We start from the raw sequence: 24,174 nt of genomic DNA, 5'->3' as shown, positions 1-24,174 counted from the left end.
ACTTCAATAAAACAGGTTATTTGTTTTCTTTAATTAAATATAGATAAACAGGATAATGGTCACTATATCCTCCTGTATATTTTCCATAAGAAAAACTTCTAAAAGGATACCCTTTATACCTTCCTTTTTTCTCTGTTAAAAAACGTTTATTAAAGATTGCTGATTTAAACATTTTGTATGAAGAATAATCATTACTATCCTTATTTAATAAGGGAAATGTTATCATAATTTGGTCAAATAAATTAATATTATCTCTATAACCTAGCGTACTAAAGCCTCTTCGAAACATTTCTTCAAAAGGATTATAAATTTCCCCTTCAGAAACATTTGACTTTCTTGACTTCGTTTTTAAAACATTCTTAAAACTAGAATTTATAGGATCATCATTAAAATCTCCCATTATCAAAATTTTAGGGTTTTTCTCAGTTTCTTTAATTTTATTAATAATTTGTGATACTTTATACGCTGCTTTTTCCCTCTTAACACTACTTTTCGCTTCACCTCCTCTTCTTGAAGGCCAATGATTAACTATTAGATGAATTAATTCATCATCTAAATAACCAGAAACTAATAAAATATCTCTAGTATAAACCTTCCTATTATTTACATATATATTAGGGTTGAAAACCTCAAAATGAATTGGTTTAAAAAAACGTTGTTGGTATAACAATGCCACATCTATCCCTCTTTTATCTGGTGAATCAAAATGTATAATACTATATTTCCTCTTTTTAAGCGACTTCCCATTAACTAAATCTTCTAAAACTTTTCTGTTTTCAACCTCGGAAACACCTAGAATTACAGGACTTGTATTTGTTTTTTCTTTTCCTATTTGACTAATAACTTTTCCTAACTTATCTATTTTATCCCAATACACTTTTTCACGATTACCTCTAAGTTCCATAATAGGACTAGCCTCATCATTTTTTTCTACATCATTTATTGTATCGAACAGGTTTTCTAAATTATAAAATCCTATTGTTCGTATTTTAAACTCTCTATGTCTTTTCTGTGAAAAACCATGTACTAAAGTGAATATTAGCACAAAAGCTAAAGCATTTTTTTTCATCTCTTTTTCCAACAAATCTAGCAAAACAATTCAAAAACAACACCTTACAAACCCAAGTAATATTTTTTTTGTACTTTCACTTCACTTTTTATTGCTGAAAAGAATTAATTAAATTGTTAAAATTGTATGAAAAAGAATAAAGCCACCATATATATGGTGATGTTGCTTTGCATTAATATGGGTGCACAAAATATTTTAAATGGCACTATTATTAATGGAGACACAGAAAAACCACTTCAAAACGTTTTTATTAGTATAAAACAAATAGGTATAAATACACTTACTGATATAAACGGAAATTTTAAAATTCACAACATAGCCAATGGAAAACACTTCCTTACAATTTATTTAAAAGGATATGAATCTCAAAATTTCCCTATTCAACTATCAGGTAAAACAATAAACCTAGGCATAATTATGATGTATGAAGATATATCAGAAAGCTTAGACTTTGGTACTATTACAATTACTGATGATGAATTAAATGATGATACCAATTATGTTGATAATATTTCAGGATTATTACAATTTTCAAAAGATTCTTATTTACGAACTGCTGCTTTTGAATGGTCTTCTTCATTTTTTAAAATACGTGGTTTAGGGTCTGAAAATAACAAGGTTTTAATTAATGGTTTTGAAATGAATAACCTTTTTAATGGAAGGCCACAATGGAGTAATTGGGGAGGGTTAAATGATGTTTTACGCAACCAAGAATTTAGCATAGGGCTTACCCCTTCTAATTACATCTTTGGAGGAGTACTTGGCTCTACCAATATTAACACCAGAGCTTCAGAATATAAAAAAGGAACAAGTATTTCATACGCCTCTTCAAATAGAAGTTATTCACATAGAATAATGGCTACCTACTCCATTCCTTTATCTAAAAAAGGCTGGGCTATTACAGTTTCTGCTAATAAAAGATATTCAAACGAAGGATATATTAATGGAACATCCTACAATGCGTATTCAGTATTTACTTCAATTGAAAAATTAATTAACGAAAAACATAGCTTGAATTTATCAGCTATTTATGCACAAAATAGCAGAGGGAAATCAGCAGCAAACACAGAACAAGTATACAACATCAAAGGCTTAAAATACAATCCATACTGGGGGTATCAAAATGGGAAAATCAGAAATTCTAGAATAAAAAGAATTAATGAACCAATTATAATGTTAAATCACTATTGGACTCTAACTAATCGCTCAACCTTAAATACTGGAATTGCATATCAATTTGGTGAAATTGGTAATAGTCGAATTGATTTTAACGGAGGTAATGACCCAGACCCTACATATTATAGAAAATTACCAAATTGGTTTTTAAGCAATCCTATCTGGATAGATTACAAAAATGCATACAAAGCCCTCACTAACTTCCAAAATGACGGTCAACTAAACTGGACACACCTTTACGTAGCAAATGAAAAGAGTGGCGATAATGGTAGGTTTGCTTTATATGAAGACCGAAACGATAATAAACAGTTTACTTTTAATACAATTTTAAATACTGAATTAACAGAAAATATAATTTTAACTGGAAAGCTAGAATACAAGAAATTAAAATCTGAAAATTTTGCATACATTAAAGATTTATTTGGAGCTACAGGATATTTAGATATTAATAAGTTTGGAGATCCTTCAAAGGATGAATATCAAAACAATTTATTAACTCCAAATAGAATTGCAAAAGTAGGTGATCGATTTAAATATAATTATCTGCTAAACTCTGAGACCTTTGATGGTTTTGCTCAACTACAACTCAATTATAAAAAGAGTAATTACCATATTGCAGCTTCCTTTAACAATACAACTTATCAAAGAGAAGGATTATACAAAAACGGAATCTATCCTGGAAATTTACCTGACCCAAACATCCCTAATTCTTTAGGAAAATCTAAAAAACTATCGTTCTTTAACTACGGAATCAAAGGAGGCATAACTTATAAAATAACTGGACGCCATTTATTAAACTTAAACGCTGGATACATTACCAAGACACCTATCATTCAAAACTCTTTTGTCAATTTAAGATCTAACAACTTAACTGTATCTGACATTAGCACTTTAAATAATAAAAAGACAATGTCTTTGGATATAAATTATACAGCAAGAGTTCCTTTTATAACCTCAAAAATATCAGGATACTACACTGGCATAAAAGACGACAGTAATATTGCCTTTTATTATGCTGGAAGCACGAATCTTTTTATTCAAGAAATCACAACTGGAATCAATAAAAAACATCTAGGAGCAGAATTAGCTATTGACGTTGAATTATCCTCTTCTTTTAAATTAAAAACTGCAGCTAATATTGGACATTACACCTATAACAACAATCCAAATATTGTACTAACATCAGAAATAAGTTCTGATTCTAAACAGGCAGGATTTGACAAGAGAGGGTTTAAAAATTATGGAAAAACTACTCTCAAAAACTATAGAATTCCGTCAGGCCCACAAAGTGCATATTCCTTTGGGTTTGAATATAGAGATCCAGAGTATTGGTTTATTAGTGTAACTGGAAATTATTTGGATAATTCATTTATTAATATTTCAAACATAAAAAGAACCGAATCCTTTGCATTTGACAATGGAAAACTTTTTCCACAATTTGACCCCACTGAAGCAGAAAAATTACTTAAACAACAAAAATTAGATGCCTATTTCACACTGAACGCTATAGGAGGAAAAACATGGAGGATTAGTAAAAAAAAATACATTGGATTTTTTGCTAGTATCAGTAATATACTAAACCAAGTATATAAAACTGGTGGATACGAACAAGGTAGAACTTCTAGTTACCAATTAGTAAAAAATGATCAAGTTAATAGTACTCCTAACTTTGGTAATAAATATTGGTACGGTAGAGGAACTACTTATTTCTTAAATATAAATTATAGATTTTAAAAAAATGAAAAAGATATTAACCCAAACAATATTACTTTTTAGTAGTATTTTCTTTTCCTGTGAACAGAATGAAGATTTTTCAACCCCCATAACAGGAGTTGATAAAGAGTATTCAAACCTAAAATCTTTGAATGAAATTTCAAAATTATTTAAGGGAGTTGCTATAAAGTTTGACAACGATATTACAACATATGGCTATGTAATTTCGAATGATAGAGAAGGTAATTTCTTTAAAAAAATTATTATACAAGATGAACCCGAAAACCCAACGATTGGAGTTGAAATTAGAATTGATGATACCAACCTAAACACAAAATACAACTTAGGTAGAAAAGTTTACATTAAACTCAATGGATTAACTTTGGGAAAACACCTAACTACTTTTCAAATTGGTATTAAAGGTAGAAATAGCATAAATAGAATAGGTCTACATGAATACTCTAATTTTATTGATAGATCATCGGAAATAGCAGAACTAACACCTACAATAGTAACTATTGATAACCTAACTGATAATCATATAAACACTCTTATAAAAATTAACAAGTTACAACCAGAAATAAAAGACCAAACCTATGGCAACCCTACTAGTACTGATACCGAAAACAGATACTTTAATAACTGTGAAACCTTTGAAACTATTATTATGAAAACTAGTGGTTTTGCAAACTTTAAAACAGTATCAATTCCTAATAAAAATGGCTCAATTACAGCTGTTCTAAACAAACTTGAAAACGATTATACATTATCTATAAGAGATACAAAAGATGTTCATTTAACTGAAGAGTATGGTTGCAATAGTACTCTTATAAAAAAAAATCTAATTGATATTAGATCCTTATTTACAGGGAACGAAACAAGAATTTCTGAAAACTCAAAAATAAAAGTAGTTATTACTTCTGATTTTATTCATAAGAACATCACTAATAAAAAAGCTTTTGCTCAAGATTTAACAGCTGGTATAGCATTAAACTTCAATACTACTTATGATTTAAATTTAGGAGATGAAATTGAGATTGCAGTTGGAGGATTAAAGCTTAATAAGCATGAAGGTTTGTTGCAATTAAACCTAAAATCTTCAAATATAATTAGTATCAAAAAAGGAGTAATCCCTACACCAGAAAAAATCACTATTGAACAGGCATTAACTGGTAATTACGAAAGTAAACTTGTAGAAATTCATAAAATCCAGTTTAAAAACATCACAAAAACATATGTAGGATTAAACACTCTAACTTCTAATTGTATTAATAGTTTACCATCATACGTTAACACCGAAGCTACATTTGCCACTAATTATGTAAGTACTAAAAAGGGGAAAATCATTGGTATAATGTCAAATTTCAATGGCCCTCGGATTCACCTAAGAAAAGTTACTGATATAAATTTCACTGAAAACTATGATTGTGGAACGAGTAGTACTGATAACGATTTATTTTTTTCCGAATATGTAGAAGGATCAAGTAATAATAAATATATAGAAATATACAATGGTACTGGTAATACCATCAATTTGTCAAATTACCAAATTTGGGGTTCTTCTAATGGTGGAGGATGGAAAACTGCCAGGCAACTTCAATTGTCAGGAAATTTAATGACTGGTAAAGTTTATGTTATTTCAACAAATAAATCTACTTCTGAAATCACTGATAATTCAGATTTATCGCTACCCTATGAAAGTCCTGTTCATCATAATGGAAATGATGCTATTGCTTTAGCTAAAAGAAACGACAAGGGTATATTTAAAATTATCGACCTTATTGGTGATCCAGATAATAATCCTGGCATTGCTTGGAGTGTTGCAGGAGTTACTAAAGGTACAAAAGACCATACTTTAATTAGAAAAACAACAATAACAAAAGGAAATACTAATTGGGATTCAAGCGCTGGAACTAACACTTTAAATTCTGAATGGGAGGTAAAGGATAAGGATGACTTTACATCGATAGGAAAGAGATAACTATTCATTTTATATATTACACGACCTTAAGTTTTAAAACTTGAAGTTTTTTATAGATATTTATCATGTAAAAAATAGTTTATGTTTTCTAATACTAGAATAACTAAGGCATTTAAAAATGCCAAGAAATTAAAATTATCTGAGCAATCTAAATACATATTATTTTCTGATTGTCATAGAGGTGATAATAGTTTTGCAGATGATTTTTCTCATAACAGAAAAATTTATCATTACGCATTATCTCATTACTTAAAAGAAAACTTTACTTACATTGAGTTGGGTGATGGAGATGAGTTATGGGAAAATAAATTTGATGCTATTTTTAATGCTAATAAAGATGTTTACTTATTATTAAAGCGTTTTCATGAAGATAAAAGACTACATTTTATCTGGGGGAACCATGATATGGAATACAGAAATCCTAAAAATATAGTAAAGAATTTACATTATTACTATGATACAACTGATGATAAAGAAAAAGAACTCATGATTGGAGCTTCATTCTCTGAAGCAATTAGGCTTGAAACAGAAAATAACCGATCTATATTTCTTCTTCATGGGCATCAAGCTGATTGGTTTAACTATAGTTTTTGGAAATTAAGTCGTTTTTTAGTCCGTTTTTTATGGAGGCCTCTACAAGTCATTGGAGTAAAAGACCCTACTAGTCCAGCCCAAAATCACAGAGAACTTATAAAAGTAGAAAAGAGGTTAGAAAAATGGATTAAAAAAAATGACAATCAAATGATTGTTACTGGTCATACCCACCGTCCAAGATTCCCTTCTATTAATGAATTGCCTCACTTTAACGATGGTAGCTGTGTTCATCCTAGATGTATTACTGGTTTAGAAATTGAAAACAACTTAATTACTCTTATAAAATGGCATGTTCAAACTAATAACGATGGTATAATGCAAATAAATAAAACTGTTTTAGAAGGTCCAGAAATGTTAAGTAAACATTTGTAAAAACTTTTTAAAGAAAAATCATTTAACACAGATTTAACATTATATTTACATTAGTATTGATTACTTATAACGACCAATGTTGCTAAACAATATAAAAGTTAATGAACGTTAAATTATTATTTACCTTTTTTAGTGCTCTTACATTATTAAGTATAGAAGCTCAAGAAAAAAACTCCCCAAAATTCGGAAATGGTCTTTTTAACCTTGTTGGACAAGATAGTACTTGGAGTATGAAAGTTGGAGCTCGAATGCAATTCTTAACCATTGCTAAATGGAATTCTTCATCAAACGGATTATCTAAACCATCTTCTTCTTTTTTAGTAAGACGAGCTCGTTTAAAATTTAATGGCTTTGCTTTTTCTCCTAAATTAAAATATAAAATGGAACTAGGACTTACTAATAATGATATTGGTGGTGCCTCTGAACATACAAATAACGCTCCTAGATATATTCTTGACGCCGTCGTAAAATGGAATTTCTATAAAAATTTCGAATTATGGATTGGTCAAACAAAACTTCCAGGAAACATAGAGCGTGTAATTTCATCAGCAAATTTACAGTTAGTAGACAGGTCTTTATTGAATGTAAGGTTTAATATTGATAGGGATATGGGGTTTCAATTAAGACATCATTTTAAATTATCTGACAGCTTTATTATAAAAGAAGTTTTATCAATTTCTCAGGGAGAAGGTAGAAACATTACAACAGGTAATTTAGGCGGTTATCAATATACTAGTAGAATAGAACTACTCCCTTTTGGTTCATTTACTAGTTTAGAAGATGATAAAGGAAGAGATTTAATAAAAGAGAAAACTCCTAAATTAGTTTTAGGTGCTACCTATGATTTTAATAATGATGCTGTAAAAACTCAAAGTAATTTGGGTACTTATATGAAAAATGATATCGGGTTTTATAAAACAAATATTTCTACAATTTTTATAGATGCTATGTTTAAATATAAAGGAATTTCTTTTATGGGAGAATATGCTTTTAGAGATGCAAAAAATCCTCTCGCAAAAAATTCTGACGGAACATTAACAGGTGATAAAGTACAAATAGGTAGTGGACTGAATTTACATGGAAGTTATTTATTTTCTAAAAACTGGGAAATTTCTGGACGGTTTACAACCATAAATTTAGATGAAAAGATAACACAAATAACCCAAGAAAACCAGTATACACTTGGACTTTCTAAATATATTGCAGGTCATAAATTAAAAGTACAAACTGATATTAGCTATTTAGATATTATTGGAAAAACAAATGAATTAATGTATAGATTACAATTAGATATTCACTTTTAAAAAAATAACATAAACCTAACACAAACACCTCTTAGTGTTTGTAGATTTGCAAATCTTAAATAAAAATGAAAAAATGGGGGATCCATATATTTTAATGTTGGTCGCTTTAGCGGTTTTAGCTGTTGTAGATTTAATAGTTGGAGTTAGTAACGATGCTGTTAACTTCTTAAACTCTGCAATTGGTTCAAAGGCAATTAAAGTTAGAAATATAATGATAATTGCTAGTATAGGTGTCTTTTTTGGAGCCATAACTTCTAGTGGTATGATGGAAGTAGCACGTAAAGGGATATTCAATCCTAGTATGTTCATGTTTCAAGATATCATGATTATTTTTATGGCTGTGATGATTACGGATATACTTTTATTAGATATCTTTAATTCGCTTGGAATGCCAACCTCTACTACAGTTTCTATTGTATTTGAATTATTAGGAGCTGCAGTTTGTATTTCTTTAATTAAAATATCTGCAAATGACTCACAATCAATTTCAGACATTTGGAATTATATTAATCATAAAAAAGCGATTGAAATTATTAAAGGGATATTACTATCCGTCGTCGTAGCTTTTTCAGTCGGAGCAATTGTCCAGTTTTTCTCTAGACTAATTTATTCCTTCAACTTTGAAAAAAGAGCAAACTATATAAATGCTTTATTTGGAGGTTTTGCTATTACTGCTATTACTTATTTTATTATTATAAAAGGAATGAAAGGAACTCCTTTTTATAAAGACATTAAACATCTAATTGAAGGAAACACTTTTTTAATTATTACAGGAAGTTTTTTAGTTTGGAGTTTAATTTCTCAAGCTTTAATAAGCTTCTTTAAAATAAATGTTTTAAAATTAATTATTGGAGTAGGTACTTTTTCTTTAGCAATGGCTTTTTCAGGAAATGATTTAGTAAACTTTGTTGGAGTACCAATTGCCGCATGGAATTCTTATCAAGAATGGCAAATTTCAGGACTTGCTCCTGATGCCTTTTCAATGGGAGTTTTAGCTAAAAAAGTGCCTTCTAATGTCTGGTTATTATTATTAGCCGGAGGAATTATGGTAGTTACTTTATGGACTTCAAGTAAAGCTCAAAATGTAATTAAAACAGGAATTGACTTGTCAAGACAAGGTGAAGGTCATGAAAAATTCCAACCTAATCCAATGTCTAGAATAGTTGTAAGAATTGCTATGGGAATCAATGCTGGTATTAGCGCTGTTGTTCCTAAAAAAACGTTGACTTATGTAGATACTAAATTTCAAAAACCTGTAATAGAACTTCCAAAAGATAAAACGTATGAAATGCCTGCTTTTGATTTAGTAAGAGCATCAGTTAACTTAATAGTAGCTGGAATTTTAATATCAATTGCTACTTCTATGAAATTACCTTTATCAACAACATATGTAACTTTTATGGTAGCTATGGGTACTTCTTTAGCAGATAGAGCTTGGGGACGTGAAAGTGCTGTATATAGAGTTGCTGGTGTAATTAATGTTGTTGGAGGTTGGTTTTTAACTGCCATAACTGCATTTGTTGCCGCTGCATTAGTTGCTTATTTAATTAGTTGGGATTTAGTTATGATTCCTGTTTTATTATTAGTCGTAGCACTTTTAATAGGAAGAAATACTATGTCTCACAGAAAGAAAGCAAAAGAAGAGAAAAAACAAGTACATATGGAACGTGCTGAATTAATTACTATTAATGGAGTAATTGAAGAAAGTTCTGACCACATTGCTGGAGTTGCTAATAGAATTAATAAACTATATTCAAGTGTTGTTAACGACCTTGCTAATCATGATTTAATTAAATTACGTAAAACAGATAAACATGTTACGAAATTAAATGATGAAATTGATAGTTTAAAAGATGGAGTGTTTTATTTCATTAAATCATTAGATGACACCTCTGTACAAGCTAGTAAGTTTTATATTTTAATTTTAGGATATTTACAGGATGTTGCTCAATCTATTAGCTATATATCTAGAGCTACTTATAAACACGTAAATAACAATCATAAAAACCTTAAGAAAGGTCAATTAAAAGATTTAAAAACAATAGATAATACATTATCTGGATTATTGGAGGATATTAGTTCAACATTTCAGAATAGGAGCTTTGATAATTTAGAGCATATAATTAATGAAAAAAGAGAGTTATTAAAAGAAGTATCGGCTTCAATTGAAAAACAAGTAGATCGCATTAGAACAGATGAAACAAGTCCTAAGAATACAACTTTATACTTTAGTATTCTAATTGAGACGCAAGATTTAGTTTCTGGACTTATGAGCTTATTACAAACTTATGAAGAGTTTTATGTAAGTACAAAGAGCGTTAATTAAATATAAAATATTTACATTTACCAATATAAAAACCTTGAGGCTAAAATCTCAAGGTTTTTTTGTAAAAAAGAAAACATTATGAAAAAGAAAGTCTTAATTATTATTTCACTATTTAGTTTTTTAATTTGTTTTTCACAAAAAAAGAAATCATCAAAAATAGGAAACGCTTCTATTGAAGAACTTAAAATGGTACGTTATGAGAATGATTCAACAGCTAATGCAGTTGTTTTATATGAACATGCTAACCATTACCTAGATGAAAAAAGAGATTATAATAGAACTACTGATTATTATTTTAGAATTAAAATTTTAAAAAAAGCTGGTTTTAATAAAGCAACCATAAGAATTCCAAGTTATGGTAAAGAAAAAGTACATCATATTAAAGGAATAACTTACAATTTAAATCAAGGTGATAGAATTAAGAAAACACATTTAATTAGTAAAAATATTTTCACAAAAAAACTCAACGAAAAGTGGAAGGAAATAACCTTTACAATGCCTGCTTTAAAAGTAGGAAGTATTATTGAATATGTGTACTCCGTAACCACTCCATACTCACAAATGGATGATTGGTTATTTCAATCAGATATTCCTAAAGTAAAAAGTGATTTTACAGCTTCTATTTTAGGTAACTGGAAATATAATATTAGAGTAATAGGTTTTTTACCATTAACTACAAATCAATTTAATGTTGATAAAAACTGCGTATACATTCCTGGTATGGGTAAAGGAGCTTGTGCCTTATTAGCATATGGAATAGAAAATATTCCTGCCTTTAAAGAAGAAAAACATATGCTAAGTGCAAAAAATTTTAAATCTAGATTAGTTTTTGATTTAGAGTCATACAGGCATCCAAGTCAAGGAATAGAAAAATACACCAAAACATGGAGAGATGCAGACAAAAGATTAAAAAATAATTTTTTAGACAAACAAACTTCGAAGAAAAATTATTTTAAAAAACAATTACCATCTACTATTTTTAATAGTACTTCAGAGTTAAATAAGGCAAAAGCTATTTTTAGTTTTATTAAAAATCATTATACATGGAATGGTGATTATTGGCCTTCAGCTAAAGTGAGAATCAAAAAAGCTTTTACGAATAAATTTGGTAATATTTTTGACATTAACTTGTCTTTATATAATTCTTTAAAAGCCGCTGAAATAGAAACTTATTTAATTCTAACTTCTACAAGGGATAGAGCAATGCCAACGAAATTGCATCCTGTTATAAATGAGTTTAATTATTTATTGGTGAAAATTGTAATTGATAACAAGGAGTATTATTTAGATGCTTCAAAAAAACAATTGCCTTTTGGTTTAGTTCAGTTTCAGGCTTTAAACGGTGACGGAAGGCTTTTAAACTTCAAAAAAGGGAGTGTTTGGGAACCAATAAAGCTTAATAACAAAGCTTTTAAAACAATTAAAGTAAAACTAAACCTTAGTGAAGAAGAGACTACTGCAAGCATAAAAATAAGTACTAAAAGTTATTATGCTGTAAATAAGAGAGCGCGTATACAATCAAAAAGTGAAGATGAATATATTGAATCATTTGAGTCAAACTATCCATTTTTAGAAGTAGATACGTTTAAAGTTGAAAATTTAAATCAAGTTGCTAAAAACTTAAATGAAACGTACACTGTTACTTTAGAAGACGTATATAGAGATGGTGTTTTTTACATTAATCCTTTTTTAATAACTCAACATACTAGAAATCCATTTAAATTAAAAAAACGTGATTATCCAGTAGATTTTGGTTACCCAAGTGAAAATACTTATATTTTTTCAATGCAAATTCCAGAAGGATATAAGTTGAAAAAAGAATTAAATAATAAAACAGTAATACTCCCCAATAATGGTGGTAAATACTTAATTACAACTAAGGTTTATAACACAACTATGACTTTATTTTGTAAAATTAGCATAAATAAAAGTGTATATACTAGCCAAGAATACCATGCTTTGAAAGAGTTCTTCAATCATATTATAAAATCGCAAGACGTGATTTTAGAAATGGTTAAAGAATAGCATTTTTTAGAATAAAATATCGCCTAAAAATTATTTTTAGGCGACTTTTTAATCATTCCTGTTTATAATATGGAGTTTTTGCTACACTTTTTGAAATCGAAAACTTTGTACTCTTTCTTCAAAGTTAAATTGATCAACAGGTAAAACAACATTTTCAAAAAGCGCTAATAAATCATCTGAATGTTTTTCAGATGAAAGTTTTAACAAATTAAAGTACACAAACGAACTCCATAGTATTGCTTTTAACTCAGTTTTGGTTTCATTCCACATTCTTATCTCAACCAATAAATTTTTATTCCCATATTTAATTAATTGTGAATCAATTGTAACAGTTTCCATTAAAGTAGCCGGTTTTAAATAAGCTATTTGATGAGATCCAACAACCCAACTTTTACCAGTTTCTTTTCCATGTTTATAAATATCTAAATTATAGTTAGCTATTAATTGATCTTCTCTAGCATTAATAAGATAATTAAAATAAGCACCATTATTTAAATGATTGAATGGATCACAATCTTGAAATCTAATTTTCGTTTTACTTTCTAATACTTTAGTTAAATTCATAATGTTTATTTTTAAATATACCAATCGGTATATTTTTGGTTAAAAAAATAGTTATAGCTTTAAATCTTGATTTATAATTAATTTCATAGTTTCTGACACATCAATAAGGTAACTCTCATCTTTCATTATATGCGACATATATACTGCACCTTCAATCATATAAAAAAAACGTTTTGCTAATACTAAACTATTAATAGATTTTTTTATCTCATTTGCGTGCTTTGCTGTATCTATTAAAAGAGAAAATTGATTTAAAATTTTATGATTATAAAAACGCACTAAATCAGCAATACCAGTATTTTGGTTATTAGAGTCTACTCCTATATTTAAAATTGGACATCCACCAAATTCTTTATTATATTGATAATATGTTTCGTAAAAAGATGCAATCCGTAATAGTTTATCTATAGGTCTTTTACCTAAAGAAACCTCTTTGTTTAAATCTTTCAAAACTCTCCTTACAGAATAACGAAAGGCATCAATTGCCAGCTCTTCTTTATTTTGAAAATGCCCATAAATAGCTCCCTTAGTTAATCCTGTAGCTTCAGTTATTTTAGATAAACTCATTGCTGAATATCCATTTTTATTGAAAATAGGAGCTACAGTTTCTATAATAAATGCTTTGGTTTTTTCTGATTTAGACACTCAATTGAAAATTTATGAGGTAAAGATACTGAAAATAAACCAATCGGTATATTTTTTGTGTTTCCAGTATATTTATTGACAATTTTTACAAACGCCTATTAAAAGAATTTTAGTTTCTTCTATTATAAAATCATTAGAAGTCGGTGCTCTCATTTCTATTTCAACGCATGACAATTCTCCACATTTTTTGCATTGCCTGTGTACATGATTATCATTATGACTTTCTTTAGAACAAGTAGAGTGACATGTTGCATAATATGTATTCGCATCTTTACCTATAACAGAATGTACTTCACCTTGTTCTTCTAGCCTAGCTAATACTCTATAAATTGTAGTTTTATTAAACCTATTTTTAAAATACTCTACCAATTCCACAGCACTTACTGCTCCATTTTTATCAATAACATAGGATTTAATTGCTTGCAAGGAAACGGTATTTCTCATTTGAATAAGTTAATTTGTTAAAACTACCAATAATAATCAAACAAAAATAACAAATCTATCGCTCTTTTAAAAAACTCAATTGTAGAATGAATTCAAAAATTGTTTAATAAAAAAAAGGTGTCAAAAATTGACACCTACTTTCTAAACAATAAAAAATTTGATTAACCCCAAACCCGAGGCTAGTTAATCTATAGGTAATCAGCCTATTTTTAATAATTCTTTATTTAAATCAATTGCATAAACAACAAATAAATGCAACATAGTTGCAAATATAAGACAGAAGAATGGTTTTAATGTTAAAAAAATGTTAAAGCATAAAAAAAACTGCCTGATAAGGCAGTTTTTAAAAATCATATAAAATCTATATGTCTATGCCTCAAAAGGCTCTATAGAAACATAAGATCTATTATCTCTTTTCTTTTGAAATTTCACAACTCCATCTACTCTAGCATGTAATGTATGGTCTTTTCCCATATATACATTTTCACCTGGATTGTGTTGAGTTCCTCTTTGGCGAACAATAATGTTACCTGCTATAGCAGCTTGTCCTCCAAAAATCTTTACTCCTAATCGTTTCGATTCTGATTCACGACCATTCTTCGAACTACCGACACCTTTTTTATGAGCCATCTTTGTAAGTTTTTAAAGTTATTATTTACTTAATGCTTCAATTAATTCAGCTTTCTTTAAAGAAGTATATCCTGTGATACCTTTATCTTTAGCTAAAGCTTTTAATTCTGCTACAGTTTTAGAACTTAAATCATTTGATTCTTCCTTAACTTCTACCTTAGGAGCTTCTTTTTTAGAAGCTGCCTTCTTAACACCAGAAGCAGAAATTCCTTCAATTTGAATTTCAGTTAAATACTGTCTGTGTCCATTTTTCTTCTTGTAACCTTTTCTTCTTTTTTTCTTGAAAACGATTACTTTATCACCTTTTAAGTGACCTAGAATTTTTGCAGTTACTCCTGCACCTTCTATAGCTGGGGCGCCAATAGTTACATTTCCTTTGTCTTCAACAAGCATTACTTTATCAAAAGTTACTTTTGATCCTTCTGCTTCTTGTAAACGGTGAACGTAAACTTTTTGGTCTTTTGCTACTTTAAATTGTTGCCCTGCTATCTCTACGATTGCGTACATACTTTTTGTTTTGCGTTTATACATTATAGCACTTTCTTAACGAAAATGCGGGTGCAAATATACAGTTTTTATAACAACAAACAATCTACAACTCAGAAAATTAATTCTAATTTAATTAAAAATGTATTATTTTTCAACTTTTAATGTAACAAAACAAATACTTTCACGTCACATAGGGCAAATCAATTAAAAATTAAACAATTTATCAATGAGGAAAAATATTATAACTCTTGTAACTGTTTTGTTTGTTGGCTTATCAGCTAATGCACAAAAGGTTGAATTTGAAGAGTACGATTTAAGCAACGGATTACATGTTATTTTACATCAAGATAGATCTGCTCCTGTAATAACAACTGCTGTAATGTATCATGTAGGGGCGAAAGATGAACAACCAGATAGAACAGGTATGGCCCACTTTTTTGAGCATTTATTATTTGAAGGAACAAAAAATATTAAAAAAGGTGAGTGGTTTAAAATCGTTTCTTCTAATGGAGGAAAAAACAATGCTAATACTACTGATGATAGAACGTATTACTACGAAGTATTTCCTTCTAACAACTTAGAATTAGGTTTATGGATGGAATCTGAACGTTTACTTCATCCTGTTATTAACCAAGGAGGTGTTGATACACAAAATGAAGTTGTTAAAGAAGAAAAAAGATTACGTGTAGATAACCAACCTTATGGAAGCTTTTTAGAAAATGTTAAGAAGAATATTTTTAAGAAGCATCCATATAAAGGAACTACTATTGGAAAAATGAAACATCTAGATGATGCAACTCTAGCAGAGTTCTTAGCTTTCAATAAAAAATTCTATGTTCCCAATAACGCTACTTTAGTTGTTGCGGGAGATATTGATATATCCACCACAAAAAAAATGGTAGAAGATTATTTTGGGTCAATTCCTAGGGGTGCTGACATTAAAAGAAAATTAATAAAAGAAGAACCAATTACTAAGCAAATAAATGCAAAAGCATATGATGCTAACATTCAAATTCCTGCAGTAATTAACGCATATAGAACTCCTTCTATGAAAACAAGAGAAGCTAGGGTTTTAGATATGATTTCAACTTATTTGAGTGATGGAAAAAGCTCAGTTTTATACAAAAAACTAGTAGATCAAAAGAAAATGGCTCTTCAAGCTGGCGCTATTAACTTAAGTCAAGAAGATTACGGAACATATATTGTTTATGGTCTTCCTTTAGGAAAAACATCTTTAGCTGATTTAACAAAAGAAATTGATGAAGAAATAGTAAAACTTCAAACTAATTTAATTTCAGAAAAGGCATATCAAAAATTACAAAATAAATTCGAAAACAATTTTGTAAATTCAAATTCTAGTGTCGAAGGAATTGCAAATTCTTTGGCTCGCTATAATGTATTATATGGAGATACCAACTTAATAAATACTGAAATTGATATTTACCGATCTATTACTCGTGAAGAAATTAAAACTGCTGCTAAAAAATTCTTGAACCCCAATCAACGATTAGTTTTGGAATATTTACCAAAAAAGAAATAAGTTAAAAAGACATATAATATATTATGAAAACAAAAATAGTATCACTTATCGCAATTTTAGCAATTTCTTTTGCTACAACAGCGCAAATAGATAGAAGCATACAACCTAAACCTGGACCAGCTCCAAAAGTACAGTTAGGAAAAGTGGATAAATTTACTTTACCAAACGGCCTGCAGGTAATTATGGTTGAAAATCATAAATTACCAAGAGTTTCTGCAAGTTTAACTATTGAAAACATGCCTATTAATGAAGGTAATAAAACTGGTCTTTCTAATATGATGGGAAGCCTATTAGGAAGAGGAACCACTAATATATCCAAAGACGACTTTAACGAAAAAGTAGATTATCTTGGTGCTAATGTTAATTTTTATAGCTCTGGAGCATCAGCTAGATCATTAAAAAAATACTTTCCAGAAGTATTAAGTTTAATGGCTGATGGAGTTAAAAATTCTCAATTCACTCAAGAAGAATTTGACAAAGAAGTAAAAGTTACATTAGATGGTTTAAAATCAAGTGAGAAAAGTGTAACTGCTATTGCTAGAAGGGTAGAAAGTGCTTTAATTTATGGTAAGGATCATCCTTTTGGAGAGTTTACAACTAAAACAACTGTTGGTAATATTACTTTAACGGATATACAAAACAATTTTAATACGTATTACAAACCAAATAATGCTTATTTAGTAATTGTTGGAGATATAACCCCTTCAGTAACTAAAAAAATGGTAACTAAGTTATTTGGAGATTGGAAAAAAGGAAACGTCCCTTCAATTGCTTTTACAAAACCTAAAAATGTAAACACAACTGAAATTAACTTTATTGATATGCCTAACGCAGTTCAATCAGAAATTGTAATAGCAAACAATATTGATTTAAAGTTAGGTGATAAGGATTATTATGCAGTAACACTAGCTAACAACATTTTAGGTGGTGGAGGTACAGCACGTTTATTTATGAATCTACGTGAAGACAAAGGATATACATATGGGTCGTACTCTAGTGTTAGACAAAATAAACATGCAGCTACTTTTAGAGCAACTGCTAGTGTTCGTAATATGGTAACTGATAGTTCTGTTGTTGAAATACAAAAAGAAATCAATAAAATTCGTTATAAAAAGGCATCATCCGAAGAATTAAAAAATGCTAAAGCTAAATATGTTGGAAGCTTTGTAATGGAGGTTCAAAAACCTGCAACAGCTGCACGTTACGCTTTAAATATTGCTCGTTATAATTTACCTGCAAATTTTTATGAAAACTATTTAAAAAACATTAATGCAGTAACACTAGACGATGTTCAAAAAGCAGCAATTAAATATTTTAAAGCAAATAAAGCTAGAATTATAATTACAGGTAAAGGGATAGATGTTTTAAAGAATCTTGAAAAAGGAGATTATAAAATAAACTATTTTGATAAAAATGGAGACCCAACAACTAAACCTGCAATGAGCTTACCTATACCTAGTGGAGTTAGTACTTCTACAGTAATAGATAATTATTATAAAGCAATTGGAGGTAAAGATAAAATAGCAACGGTAAAAACTTTAAAATTAAGTTCAGATGCTACAGTTCAAGGGATGAAATTAAATTTAGTTCAAAAAACAGCAGCACCTAATAAATCATTAACATTAGTTTCAATGATGGGTAATACTATGCAAAAAATTGTTTTTGATGGTACGAAAGGATACCAGGAAGCTCGTGGACAAAGAAAAGAGTTATCAGGTGAAAGCTTAGACGAAGTTAAAAACACCTCTGCTCCTTTTTCAGATGAAGCATACAGAAACGGGAAATTAGATAGAATTGAACCTATTGACGGGAAAAATGCTTACGTTATTAAATCTGGTAAGAGTGAAATATTTTATGATATGAAAACTGGTTTTAAACTTAAAGAGGTTAAAACTGTAAAAGGACCTCAAGGGGAAATGAAAGTCCCTGTACTTTACTCAGATTATAAAGAGGTAAATGGAATAAAATTCCCTCATAAAATGATTCAAACCATGGGACCTATGAAAATGGAATTCATTACCAAAGAAGTAAAAATAAATGAAGGTGTTTCTGACGCTGATTTTAAATAAAATTACTTAAATAAAAATAACATAAAGAGTCAAAGTAATACAATACTTTGGCTCTTTTATTTTTTCTTATTCACTAAATACACTCCAAATAAAATAACAATACCAGCTAAAAGCTGAATTAAACTTAACTCTTCATTATCAATAATACCCCAAACAACTGCAACTATTGGTATTAAGTACGTTACAGATGTTGAAAATATAGGAGATGAGATTTGAATAAGTCTATTAAATATTATTTTAGCTACACCTGTTCCAACTATTGCTAAAATAAAAATATACATTAAAGCGGGTTTCGTTTCAGTATTTAGTTCAAACGATGTAAAAAAACCAGAAAAAACGAGCACTAAAAATGCTGGAATAATTATTAAAATAAAATTCCCAGTAGTTATTGCCAAAGCATCTAAATCTTGTAAATACTTTTTTATAATATTTACATTAAAGGCATATCCAAATGAAGATAAAACTGGTAATAAAGCATACCAATAGTTTTGATCCGGATTTAAAGTTGCTCCTTTTACAATTAAAGTAACCGTACCTATAAGACCAATTAGGATACCTAATAATTGATTTTTCCTAAACGAAAAACTAAAAAAAACTGCTCCAACCCATAATGCATTAAATGGTGTTATTGAATTTAAAATCGATGCTATAGAACTGTCAATCCCAAAAATTGCATATGCATACAAAAACGAAGGAAAAAAAGTACCCAATAAAGCACTTAGCAAAACCCATTTCCACTGGTTCTTTTCAATAGTTTTTAATGTATTAAACCCTATTAAAATCAAAAAAAACGCAGTGATTACTATACGTAAAGCACCCAATTGAATGGGTGTTAGCCCTATTAATGCTTTTTTCATTAAAATAAATGAACTTCCCCATATAAGAGAAAGTAACAATAAATACAACCATTTTTGTTTTTGGCTCCCCATTTTGAATCAATTTATACACAAAAATCGACTTTTATACGCATAAAAATGAATTTATTAATAAATTTGCAGTATAATCCTATAATTAAAAACAATGAAAATTCAAAAAATAATATTTGTATTTGCTTTAATTAGTTTTTTAGCTGTTAGCTGTAAAAATGAAGCAAAAAAAGACAATTCTAATAAAAAAGAAGAAATAGCAAAAAAAGTTGAGGAAGCTAGTTTTAATATTTCTGGTATGACATGTGAAATTGGTTGCGCTAAAACAATCGCCTCTAAGTTATCAAAAAAAGAAGGTGTTATTAACGCTGAAGTTATTTTTAATGATAGTACCGCTGTTGTAAAGTATGATGCTGCTAAAACAAATAAAAAAGACTTAATTGCTTTTATTGATGGTATTGCTGATGGTAATACTTATAAAACATCTGAAGCAGGAGTTAAAGAAGCTTGCAAGAAAGATTGTAAAAAAGACTGTACTGAGAAAAACGAGACAGCAAAAAAAGCTTGTATGACTGATTGTAAAAAAGAATGTTGCGATAAAGCATAATTAACCTTTTTCAATTTAAAATAAAACCTCGAAAAATTAATTTTTCGAGGTTTTATTTTATCTAATATTATAAGAGTTGAATCTATAACTAAACTATTTTATTAGCGTTTTCAGTGGCTCTTCTTTCTAACTCAGCTTGAAATTCTTCCATTACTGGCTTTACAGTACTATCTGGAATATCAGCAACTTTAATATACATTAACCCATCTATTGCGTTGTTAAACTTAGGATCAACATTAAACGCTACCAAACGAGCATTTTGCTTCACATATTTCTTTATCAAAACAGGAATTCTAAGTGCACCTGGTTCAATTTCATCTATAATTTTATCAAATTTTTGCATATCTGCTTCAGTTGCATCAAATACAAAATCTTTATCAGCATCTTTTAACTTAACCTTAAATTCTTTTTTGGGGTGAATATATTGAGCCACATAAGGATCGTAGTAATGCGACTTCATAAATTCAATCATTAAAGATTTAGAGAATTCAGAAAATTGATTACTAATACTAACTCCACCCATTAAGTATTTATACTTAGGATAACGTAAAGTTACATGCACAATTCCTTTCCATAATAAAAACAAAGGCATTGGTTTTTGTTGGTATTTTTTTGAAATAAATGCTCTACCTAATTCAATAGTACTTTGCATCATAGAATGAAGCTCTGGTTCAATTCTAAACAATGTTTGAATATAAAAACCATTAATCCCATATTTTTTAAAAATATCTTTACCTAACCCCATTCTGTAGGCACCTACAAGTTCATTTTTTTCACTATCCCATAAGAAAAGGTGATAATAATACCTATCAAACTTATCTAAATCAATCGGTTTGTTCGTTCCTTCTCCTACATCTCTAAAAGTAATTTCTCTTAATCTTCCAACCTCATGTAAAATATTAGGTATTTCTTTAGCATTTGCAAAAAATACTTCATAATTTTTACTCGAAAGTAATCGTTTACCTTCATCTCTTAACTTATCAACTTCTTTTACAAATAAATCAGAAGATCTTTGAGATGTTATTTTTTTTGCTTTTTTAGGTATTTTTAAATTTTGTGTTGACAGTATTTTTTGCGGAGCCTTTTCAAAAGGGTTAGCAAGCATATAGGTTTTTTTCCTTATAAACTCATAAAAGGAAGGTGTATCCTTATATTGTTCTTGGTCTTTTACAGAAATAGGCTTTCCTATACGTACTTTTATAACTCTATTTTTTTGTGAAATCACCTCTGAAGGAAGCTTTGCACTTCGTAAAGTTCCACTAATTTTAGATAGAATGTAAAAGAATCTACTATTTTTGGCATGAAAATAAATAGGAATCACAGGAACTTTTGCCTTTTTTATTAAACGTACAGCTCCATCTTCCCATGGTTTATCAACCATTAATTTACCATCTTTATATGTAGAAACCTCTCCTGCAGGAAAAATCCCTAAAGGTTTCCCTTCTTTTAAATGAAGTAACGCACTTTTTATACCAGCTACACTTGACTTAGCATCCTTATGATTTTCAAAAGGATTTACTGGCATTACATACGGTTTTAATGGCTCAATTCTGTGTAATAAAAAATTAGCTATTATTTTGTAATCAGCTCTCTTTTCAATTAATAGTTTTAATAATAAAACACCATCTATACCTCCTAATGGATGATTAGATATTGTAATAAAAGAACCATCTTTAGGTATCCTTTTTAAATCTTCTTCTGGTATCTCAAACTCTATTTTACAATCGTCTAATACCCCATTTAAAAAGCTTAAATCGGATTTATCCTTATTATTATTATATATTTTGTTGATTGCTGAAATTCGTAAGATCCTGATTAATAACCAACCTATAAAAGTTCCTACAACACCAAGCTTCTCAACTCCTACAATTTTAGCAATTTCTTTAGATGTAACTAATCCCATTAATTTCTATTTGGCATAAATGCAAAGGTACGAAAAAATAGAACACAATTTTCAGCTATCTTATAACCAACTGAGCAGTTTCTGTATTTATTTGACGAATTATTGCTTCTCCTTTTTCTCTAATAGAATTGATTGCTTCATCATTAAAATGCCTAATCGTATATAATGTTACATTCTTATATGGTTTTATTAAATACATTTCTTGAAGCTCGTTGTAGAACTTCTCAAAGTTATTATATTTATCATCTACACATACAGAAAAGCTTAGAGCTGAATTCTGAATTAAGTTTACTTTCAGTTTATGTTCATGTAATTTTTTAAAAATATAGCTAATATTTTCTTCTACCATAAAAGAGAAATCTTTAGCAGAAACTGAAATCAGAATTTGATCCTTTTTAACTATAAAGCAAGAAGTTAAAGGGTTTAGTAAAACTCCTTTACTTACTTTGGTTCCTTTTTTATTTAAATCGTCAAAAGACCGTACATAAAGAGGAATATTTTTTTTCTCTAAAGGTTGAATCGTTTTAGGATGAATAACTGATGCCCCATAAAAAGCCATTTCTATAGCTTCGGTATAAGATATCTCTTCCAACAACCTTGTTTCATTAAATACTCTTGGATCAGCATTCAAAACCCCATCTACATCCTTCCATATAGTTACACTTTTAGCGTTTAAGCAATACGCAAAAATACCCGCAGTATAATCTGATCCTTCTCTTCCTAAAGTTGTAGTTTCATTATTACAACCTCCTAAAAAACCTTGAGTAATATTTAATGTATTAGTGTCTATATTTTTTTGAATTATGTCTTCTGTATTTTCCCAATTAACTTTAGCATCTCTATAATTAGAATCTGTTTTAATAAGGCTTCTAACATCAATCCATTTATTAAAAACCCCTATGCTTTTTAAATATTCGCTTACAATGGTTGTTGATAATAATTCACCATAGCCAACCATTTGATCGTAAACATAATTATAGTTTGCTGAGTTATTTTGTGCCATGAAACCGCTCAATTCACCAAACAAATTGATTACTTTACTATAAACATTTGCTTGTTTATTAGTAAACAATCCTTGCAACATATTATAATGAAAGTCTCTTACAAAAGTAAAAGCTTCATTTAAATCATCTTGTTTATAATAGTAAGCATTAATTAGGGCTTCAAAAGCATTAGTCATTTTGCCCATTGCTGATATTACTACCAATGTATTTTTTGTACCTTCATGTTGTAAAACTCTTGCTACATTTTTTACAGCATCTGCATCTTTAACCGATGCTCCTCCAAATTTAAATACTCTCATTACTATTATATATAAACTCTCTTAATTTGTTTTCTTTCATCTGTACAACTTGCCAACCATCTAATATTTTGGCCCCAGTGCTTTCGTAAAAGTTAATTGCATTCTTATTCCAGTCTAACACTTCCCATGCAACTCTTTTATATCCAAAATCATGTGCAAATCTTAAAACTTCAGTATACAAAGCTTTTCCTGCACCAACTCCTCTTTTTCTTTGAGTTACCATTAAATCTTCTAAATGTATTGTTTTCCCTTTCCATGTTGAATAGCGTTCATAAAAAAGTGCCATTCCTATAATACTACCATCTTTTTCTTCAGCCACAAATGTTTTAAACTTAGGATTACTTGAAAAACCATCATTTAATAACTCTTCTTCAGTTACCTCAACTTCATTTGGTAATTTCTCAAAAACAGCTAATTCAATAATCAACTCAAGAATTGCCTTAACATCTTTTGCTTCTCCTTTTCTAATAATAAAACTCATAATTAGTATTTTTTGTAAAGATACTTTGAAAAGTTATGCTTTAAAATAAACCTAAAAATTAAAACATATCAAT

At 28.9% G+C, this 24,174-nt stretch carries 19 protein-coding genes; 9 read left to right on the top strand and 10 right to left on the bottom strand.

Annotated elements, in window-relative coordinates; all coding sequences use genetic code 11:
• Positions 1-16 precede the first annotated feature (16 nt).
• Positions 17-1,069 carry an endonuclease/exonuclease/phosphatase family protein gene (locus tag ACKTTQ_RS06725; RefSeq protein WP_408048733.1) on the bottom strand — a complete coding sequence of 351 codons (1,053 nt, stop codon included), beginning with the start codon at positions 1,067-1,069 and terminating at the stop codon, positions 17-19.
• Between the two features lie 126 nt (positions 1,070-1,195).
• Here ACKTTQ_RS06725 and ACKTTQ_RS06720 point away from each other — a divergent pair, with 126 nt between their 5' ends.
• The 6 genes from ACKTTQ_RS06720 (at position 1,196) to ACKTTQ_RS06695 (ending at position 12,560) form a co-directional block, all read left to right on the top strand.
• Entirely contained in the window at positions 1,196-3,979 is a 2,784-nt protein-coding gene (locus ACKTTQ_RS06720) for a carboxypeptidase-like regulatory domain-containing protein (RefSeq protein WP_408048732.1), read from the top strand.
• Between the two features lie 4 nt (positions 3,980-3,983).
• On the top strand, positions 3,984-5,939 hold the full coding sequence (locus ACKTTQ_RS06715) for a DUF5689 domain-containing protein (protein ID WP_093869261.1): 1,956 nt from the start codon (positions 3,984-3,986) through the stop codon (positions 5,937-5,939).
• Between the two features lie 81 nt (positions 5,940-6,020).
• Complete coding sequence (locus ACKTTQ_RS06710; protein WP_093869262.1) at positions 6,021-6,905, top strand: metallophosphoesterase; 885 nt, start codon at positions 6,021-6,023, stop codon at positions 6,903-6,905.
• Positions 6,906-7,006: 101 nt separating this feature from the next.
• Positions 7,007-8,209: a porin gene (locus tag ACKTTQ_RS06705; protein WP_408048731.1), complete on the top strand. Its 1,203-nt coding sequence runs from the start codon at positions 7,007-7,009 to the stop codon at positions 8,207-8,209.
• Positions 8,210-8,282: 73 nt separating this feature from the next.
• Entirely contained in the window at positions 8,283-10,535 is a 2,253-nt protein-coding gene (locus ACKTTQ_RS06700) for an inorganic phosphate transporter (protein ID WP_093869264.1), read from the top strand.
• Positions 10,536-10,613: 78 nt separating this feature from the next.
• Positions 10,614-12,560: a hypothetical protein gene (locus ACKTTQ_RS06695; protein ID WP_408048730.1), complete on the top strand. Its 1,947-nt coding sequence runs from the start codon at positions 10,614-10,616 to the stop codon at positions 12,558-12,560.
• Positions 12,561-12,641: 81 nt separating this feature from the next.
• Here ACKTTQ_RS06695 and ACKTTQ_RS06690 read toward each other — a convergent pair whose 3' ends face one another.
• The 5 genes from ACKTTQ_RS06690 to rplU form a co-directional block, all read right to left on the bottom strand.
• Positions 12,642-13,124, bottom strand: coding sequence for an acyl-CoA thioesterase (locus ACKTTQ_RS06690; RefSeq protein ID WP_093869266.1), 483 nt, complete (start codon positions 13,122-13,124; stop codon positions 12,642-12,644).
• 51 nt (positions 13,125-13,175) lie between these two features.
• A complete protein-coding gene (locus ACKTTQ_RS06685; RefSeq protein WP_233487133.1) occupies positions 13,176-13,769 on the bottom strand; it encodes a TetR/AcrR family transcriptional regulator in 594 nt (197 codons plus the stop codon).
• A 72-nt stretch (positions 13,770-13,841) separates the two neighbouring features.
• The gene (locus tag ACKTTQ_RS06680) at positions 13,842-14,213 is read right to left on the bottom strand and encodes a Fur family transcriptional regulator (protein ID WP_093869267.1); all 372 of its coding nucleotides are present in this window, start codon (positions 14,211-14,213) and stop codon (positions 13,842-13,844) included.
• A gap of 369 nt (positions 14,214-14,582) precedes the next feature.
• Positions 14,583-14,843 carry a 50S ribosomal protein L27 gene (rpmA, locus tag ACKTTQ_RS06675; RefSeq protein WP_093869268.1) on the bottom strand — a complete coding sequence of 87 codons (261 nt, stop codon included), beginning with the start codon at positions 14,841-14,843 and terminating at the stop codon, positions 14,583-14,585.
• A gap of 21 nt (positions 14,844-14,864) precedes the next feature.
• A complete protein-coding gene (rplU, locus tag ACKTTQ_RS06670; RefSeq protein WP_299132177.1) occupies positions 14,865-15,350 on the bottom strand; it encodes a 50S ribosomal protein L21 in 486 nt (161 codons plus the stop codon).
• Between the two features lie 208 nt (positions 15,351-15,558).
• On the opposite strand from rplU, the gene ACKTTQ_RS06665 reads away from it, so the two are divergent.
• Positions 15,559-16,872, top strand: coding sequence for a M16 family metallopeptidase (locus ACKTTQ_RS06665; protein WP_408048729.1), 1,314 nt, complete (start codon positions 15,559-15,561; stop codon positions 16,870-16,872).
• 23 nt (positions 16,873-16,895) lie between these two features.
• Complete coding sequence (locus ACKTTQ_RS06660; RefSeq protein WP_408048728.1) at positions 16,896-18,941, top strand: insulinase family protein; 2,046 nt, start codon at positions 16,896-16,898, stop codon at positions 18,939-18,941.
• Between the two features lie 56 nt (positions 18,942-18,997).
• On the opposite strand, the gene ACKTTQ_RS06655 is transcribed toward ACKTTQ_RS06660, so the two are convergent.
• Positions 18,998-19,870 (bottom strand): DMT family transporter, encoded by an 873-nt coding sequence (locus ACKTTQ_RS06655; protein ID WP_113786473.1) that lies wholly within the window; start codon positions 19,868-19,870, stop codon positions 18,998-19,000.
• Between the two features lie 91 nt (positions 19,871-19,961).
• Here ACKTTQ_RS06655 and ACKTTQ_RS06650 point away from each other — a divergent pair, with 91 nt between their 5' ends.
• Positions 19,962-20,414 (top strand): cation transporter, encoded by a 453-nt coding sequence (locus ACKTTQ_RS06650; protein WP_093869271.1) that lies wholly within the window; start codon positions 19,962-19,964, stop codon positions 20,412-20,414.
• 88 nt (positions 20,415-20,502) lie between these two features.
• Here ACKTTQ_RS06650 and ACKTTQ_RS06645 read toward each other — a convergent pair whose 3' ends face one another.
• Genes ACKTTQ_RS06645 through ACKTTQ_RS06635 form a run of 3 tightly spaced genes read right to left on the bottom strand, consistent with a single transcriptional unit; the run spans position 20,503 to position 24,101 of the window.
• Complete coding sequence (locus ACKTTQ_RS06645) at positions 20,503-22,317, bottom strand: GNAT family N-acyltransferase (RefSeq protein ID WP_113786472.1); 1,815 nt, start codon at positions 22,315-22,317, stop codon at positions 20,503-20,505.
• A gap of 55 nt (positions 22,318-22,372) precedes the next feature.
• Positions 22,373-23,620 carry an aspartate kinase gene (locus ACKTTQ_RS06640; protein ID WP_408048727.1) on the bottom strand — a complete coding sequence of 416 codons (1,248 nt, stop codon included), beginning with the start codon at positions 23,618-23,620 and terminating at the stop codon, positions 22,373-22,375.
• Complete coding sequence (locus ACKTTQ_RS06635; RefSeq protein WP_093869274.1) at positions 23,607-24,101, bottom strand: GNAT family N-acetyltransferase; 495 nt, start codon at positions 24,099-24,101, stop codon at positions 23,607-23,609. Before ACKTTQ_RS06635 ends, ACKTTQ_RS06640 begins: the two co-directional genes overlap by 14 nt.
• Positions 24,102-24,174 lie beyond the last annotated feature (73 nt).

It is taken from the genome of Tenacibaculum halocynthiae, from assembly GCF_964512825.1.
GTDB classification, from domain to species: domain Bacteria; phylum Bacteroidota; class Bacteroidia; order Flavobacteriales; family Flavobacteriaceae; genus Polaribacter; species Polaribacter halocynthiae.
Note: the sequence above shows the minus strand (reverse complement) of the source record. Positions and strands in the feature narration are given on the sequence as shown.

Bases quoted from the DNA above. Each gene is read 5' to 3' on its own strand.
- ACKTTQ_RS06720 (WP_408048732.1), top strand. From the start codon at position 1,196: ATGAAAAAGAATAAAGCCACCATATATATGGTGATGTTGCTTTGCATT.
- ACKTTQ_RS06660 (WP_408048728.1), top strand. From the start codon at position 16,896: ATGAAAACAAAAATAGTATCACTTATCGCAATTTTAGCAATTTCTTTT.
- ACKTTQ_RS06665 (WP_408048729.1), top strand. From the start codon at position 15,559: ATGAGGAAAAATATTATAACTCTTGTAACTGTTTTGTTTGTTGGCTTA.
- ACKTTQ_RS06725 (WP_408048733.1), bottom strand. From the start codon at position 1,069: ATGAAAAAAAATGCTTTAGCTTTTGTGCTAATATTCACTTTAGTACAT.
- ACKTTQ_RS06715 (WP_093869261.1), top strand. From the start codon at position 3,984: ATGAAAAAGATATTAACCCAAACAATATTACTTTTTAGTAGTATTTTC.
- ACKTTQ_RS06710 (WP_093869262.1), top strand. From the start codon at position 6,021: ATGTTTTCTAATACTAGAATAACTAAGGCATTTAAAAATGCCAAGAAA.
- ACKTTQ_RS06705 (WP_408048731.1), top strand. From the start codon at position 7,007: ATGAACGTTAAATTATTATTTACCTTTTTTAGTGCTCTTACATTATTA.
- ACKTTQ_RS06690 (WP_093869266.1), bottom strand. From the start codon at position 13,124: ATGAATTTAACTAAAGTATTAGAAAGTAAAACGAAAATTAGATTTCAA.
- ACKTTQ_RS06700 (WP_093869264.1), top strand. From the start codon at position 8,283: ATGGGGGATCCATATATTTTAATGTTGGTCGCTTTAGCGGTTTTAGCT.
- ACKTTQ_RS06640 (WP_408048727.1), bottom strand. From the start codon at position 23,620: ATGAGAGTATTTAAATTTGGAGGAGCATCGGTTAAAGATGCAGATGCT.
- ACKTTQ_RS06695 (WP_408048730.1), top strand. From the start codon at position 10,614: ATGAAAAAGAAAGTCTTAATTATTATTTCACTATTTAGTTTTTTAATT.
- ACKTTQ_RS06645 (WP_113786472.1), bottom strand. From the start codon at position 22,317: ATGGGATTAGTTACATCTAAAGAAATTGCTAAAATTGTAGGAGTTGAG.
- ACKTTQ_RS06650 (WP_093869271.1), top strand. From the start codon at position 19,962: ATGAAAATTCAAAAAATAATATTTGTATTTGCTTTAATTAGTTTTTTA.
- rpmA (WP_093869268.1), bottom strand. From the start codon at position 14,843: ATGGCTCATAAAAAAGGTGTCGGTAGTTCGAAGAATGGTCGTGAATCA.
- ACKTTQ_RS06635 (WP_093869274.1), bottom strand. From the start codon at position 24,101: ATGAGTTTTATTATTAGAAAAGGAGAAGCAAAAGATGTTAAGGCAATT.
- ACKTTQ_RS06655 (WP_113786473.1), bottom strand. From the start codon at position 19,870: ATGGGGAGCCAAAAACAAAAATGGTTGTATTTATTGTTACTTTCTCTT.
- ACKTTQ_RS06680 (WP_093869267.1), bottom strand. From the start codon at position 14,213: ATGAGAAATACCGTTTCCTTGCAAGCAATTAAATCCTATGTTATTGAT.
- rplU (WP_299132177.1), bottom strand. From the start codon at position 15,350: ATGTACGCAATCGTAGAGATAGCAGGGCAACAATTTAAAGTAGCAAAA.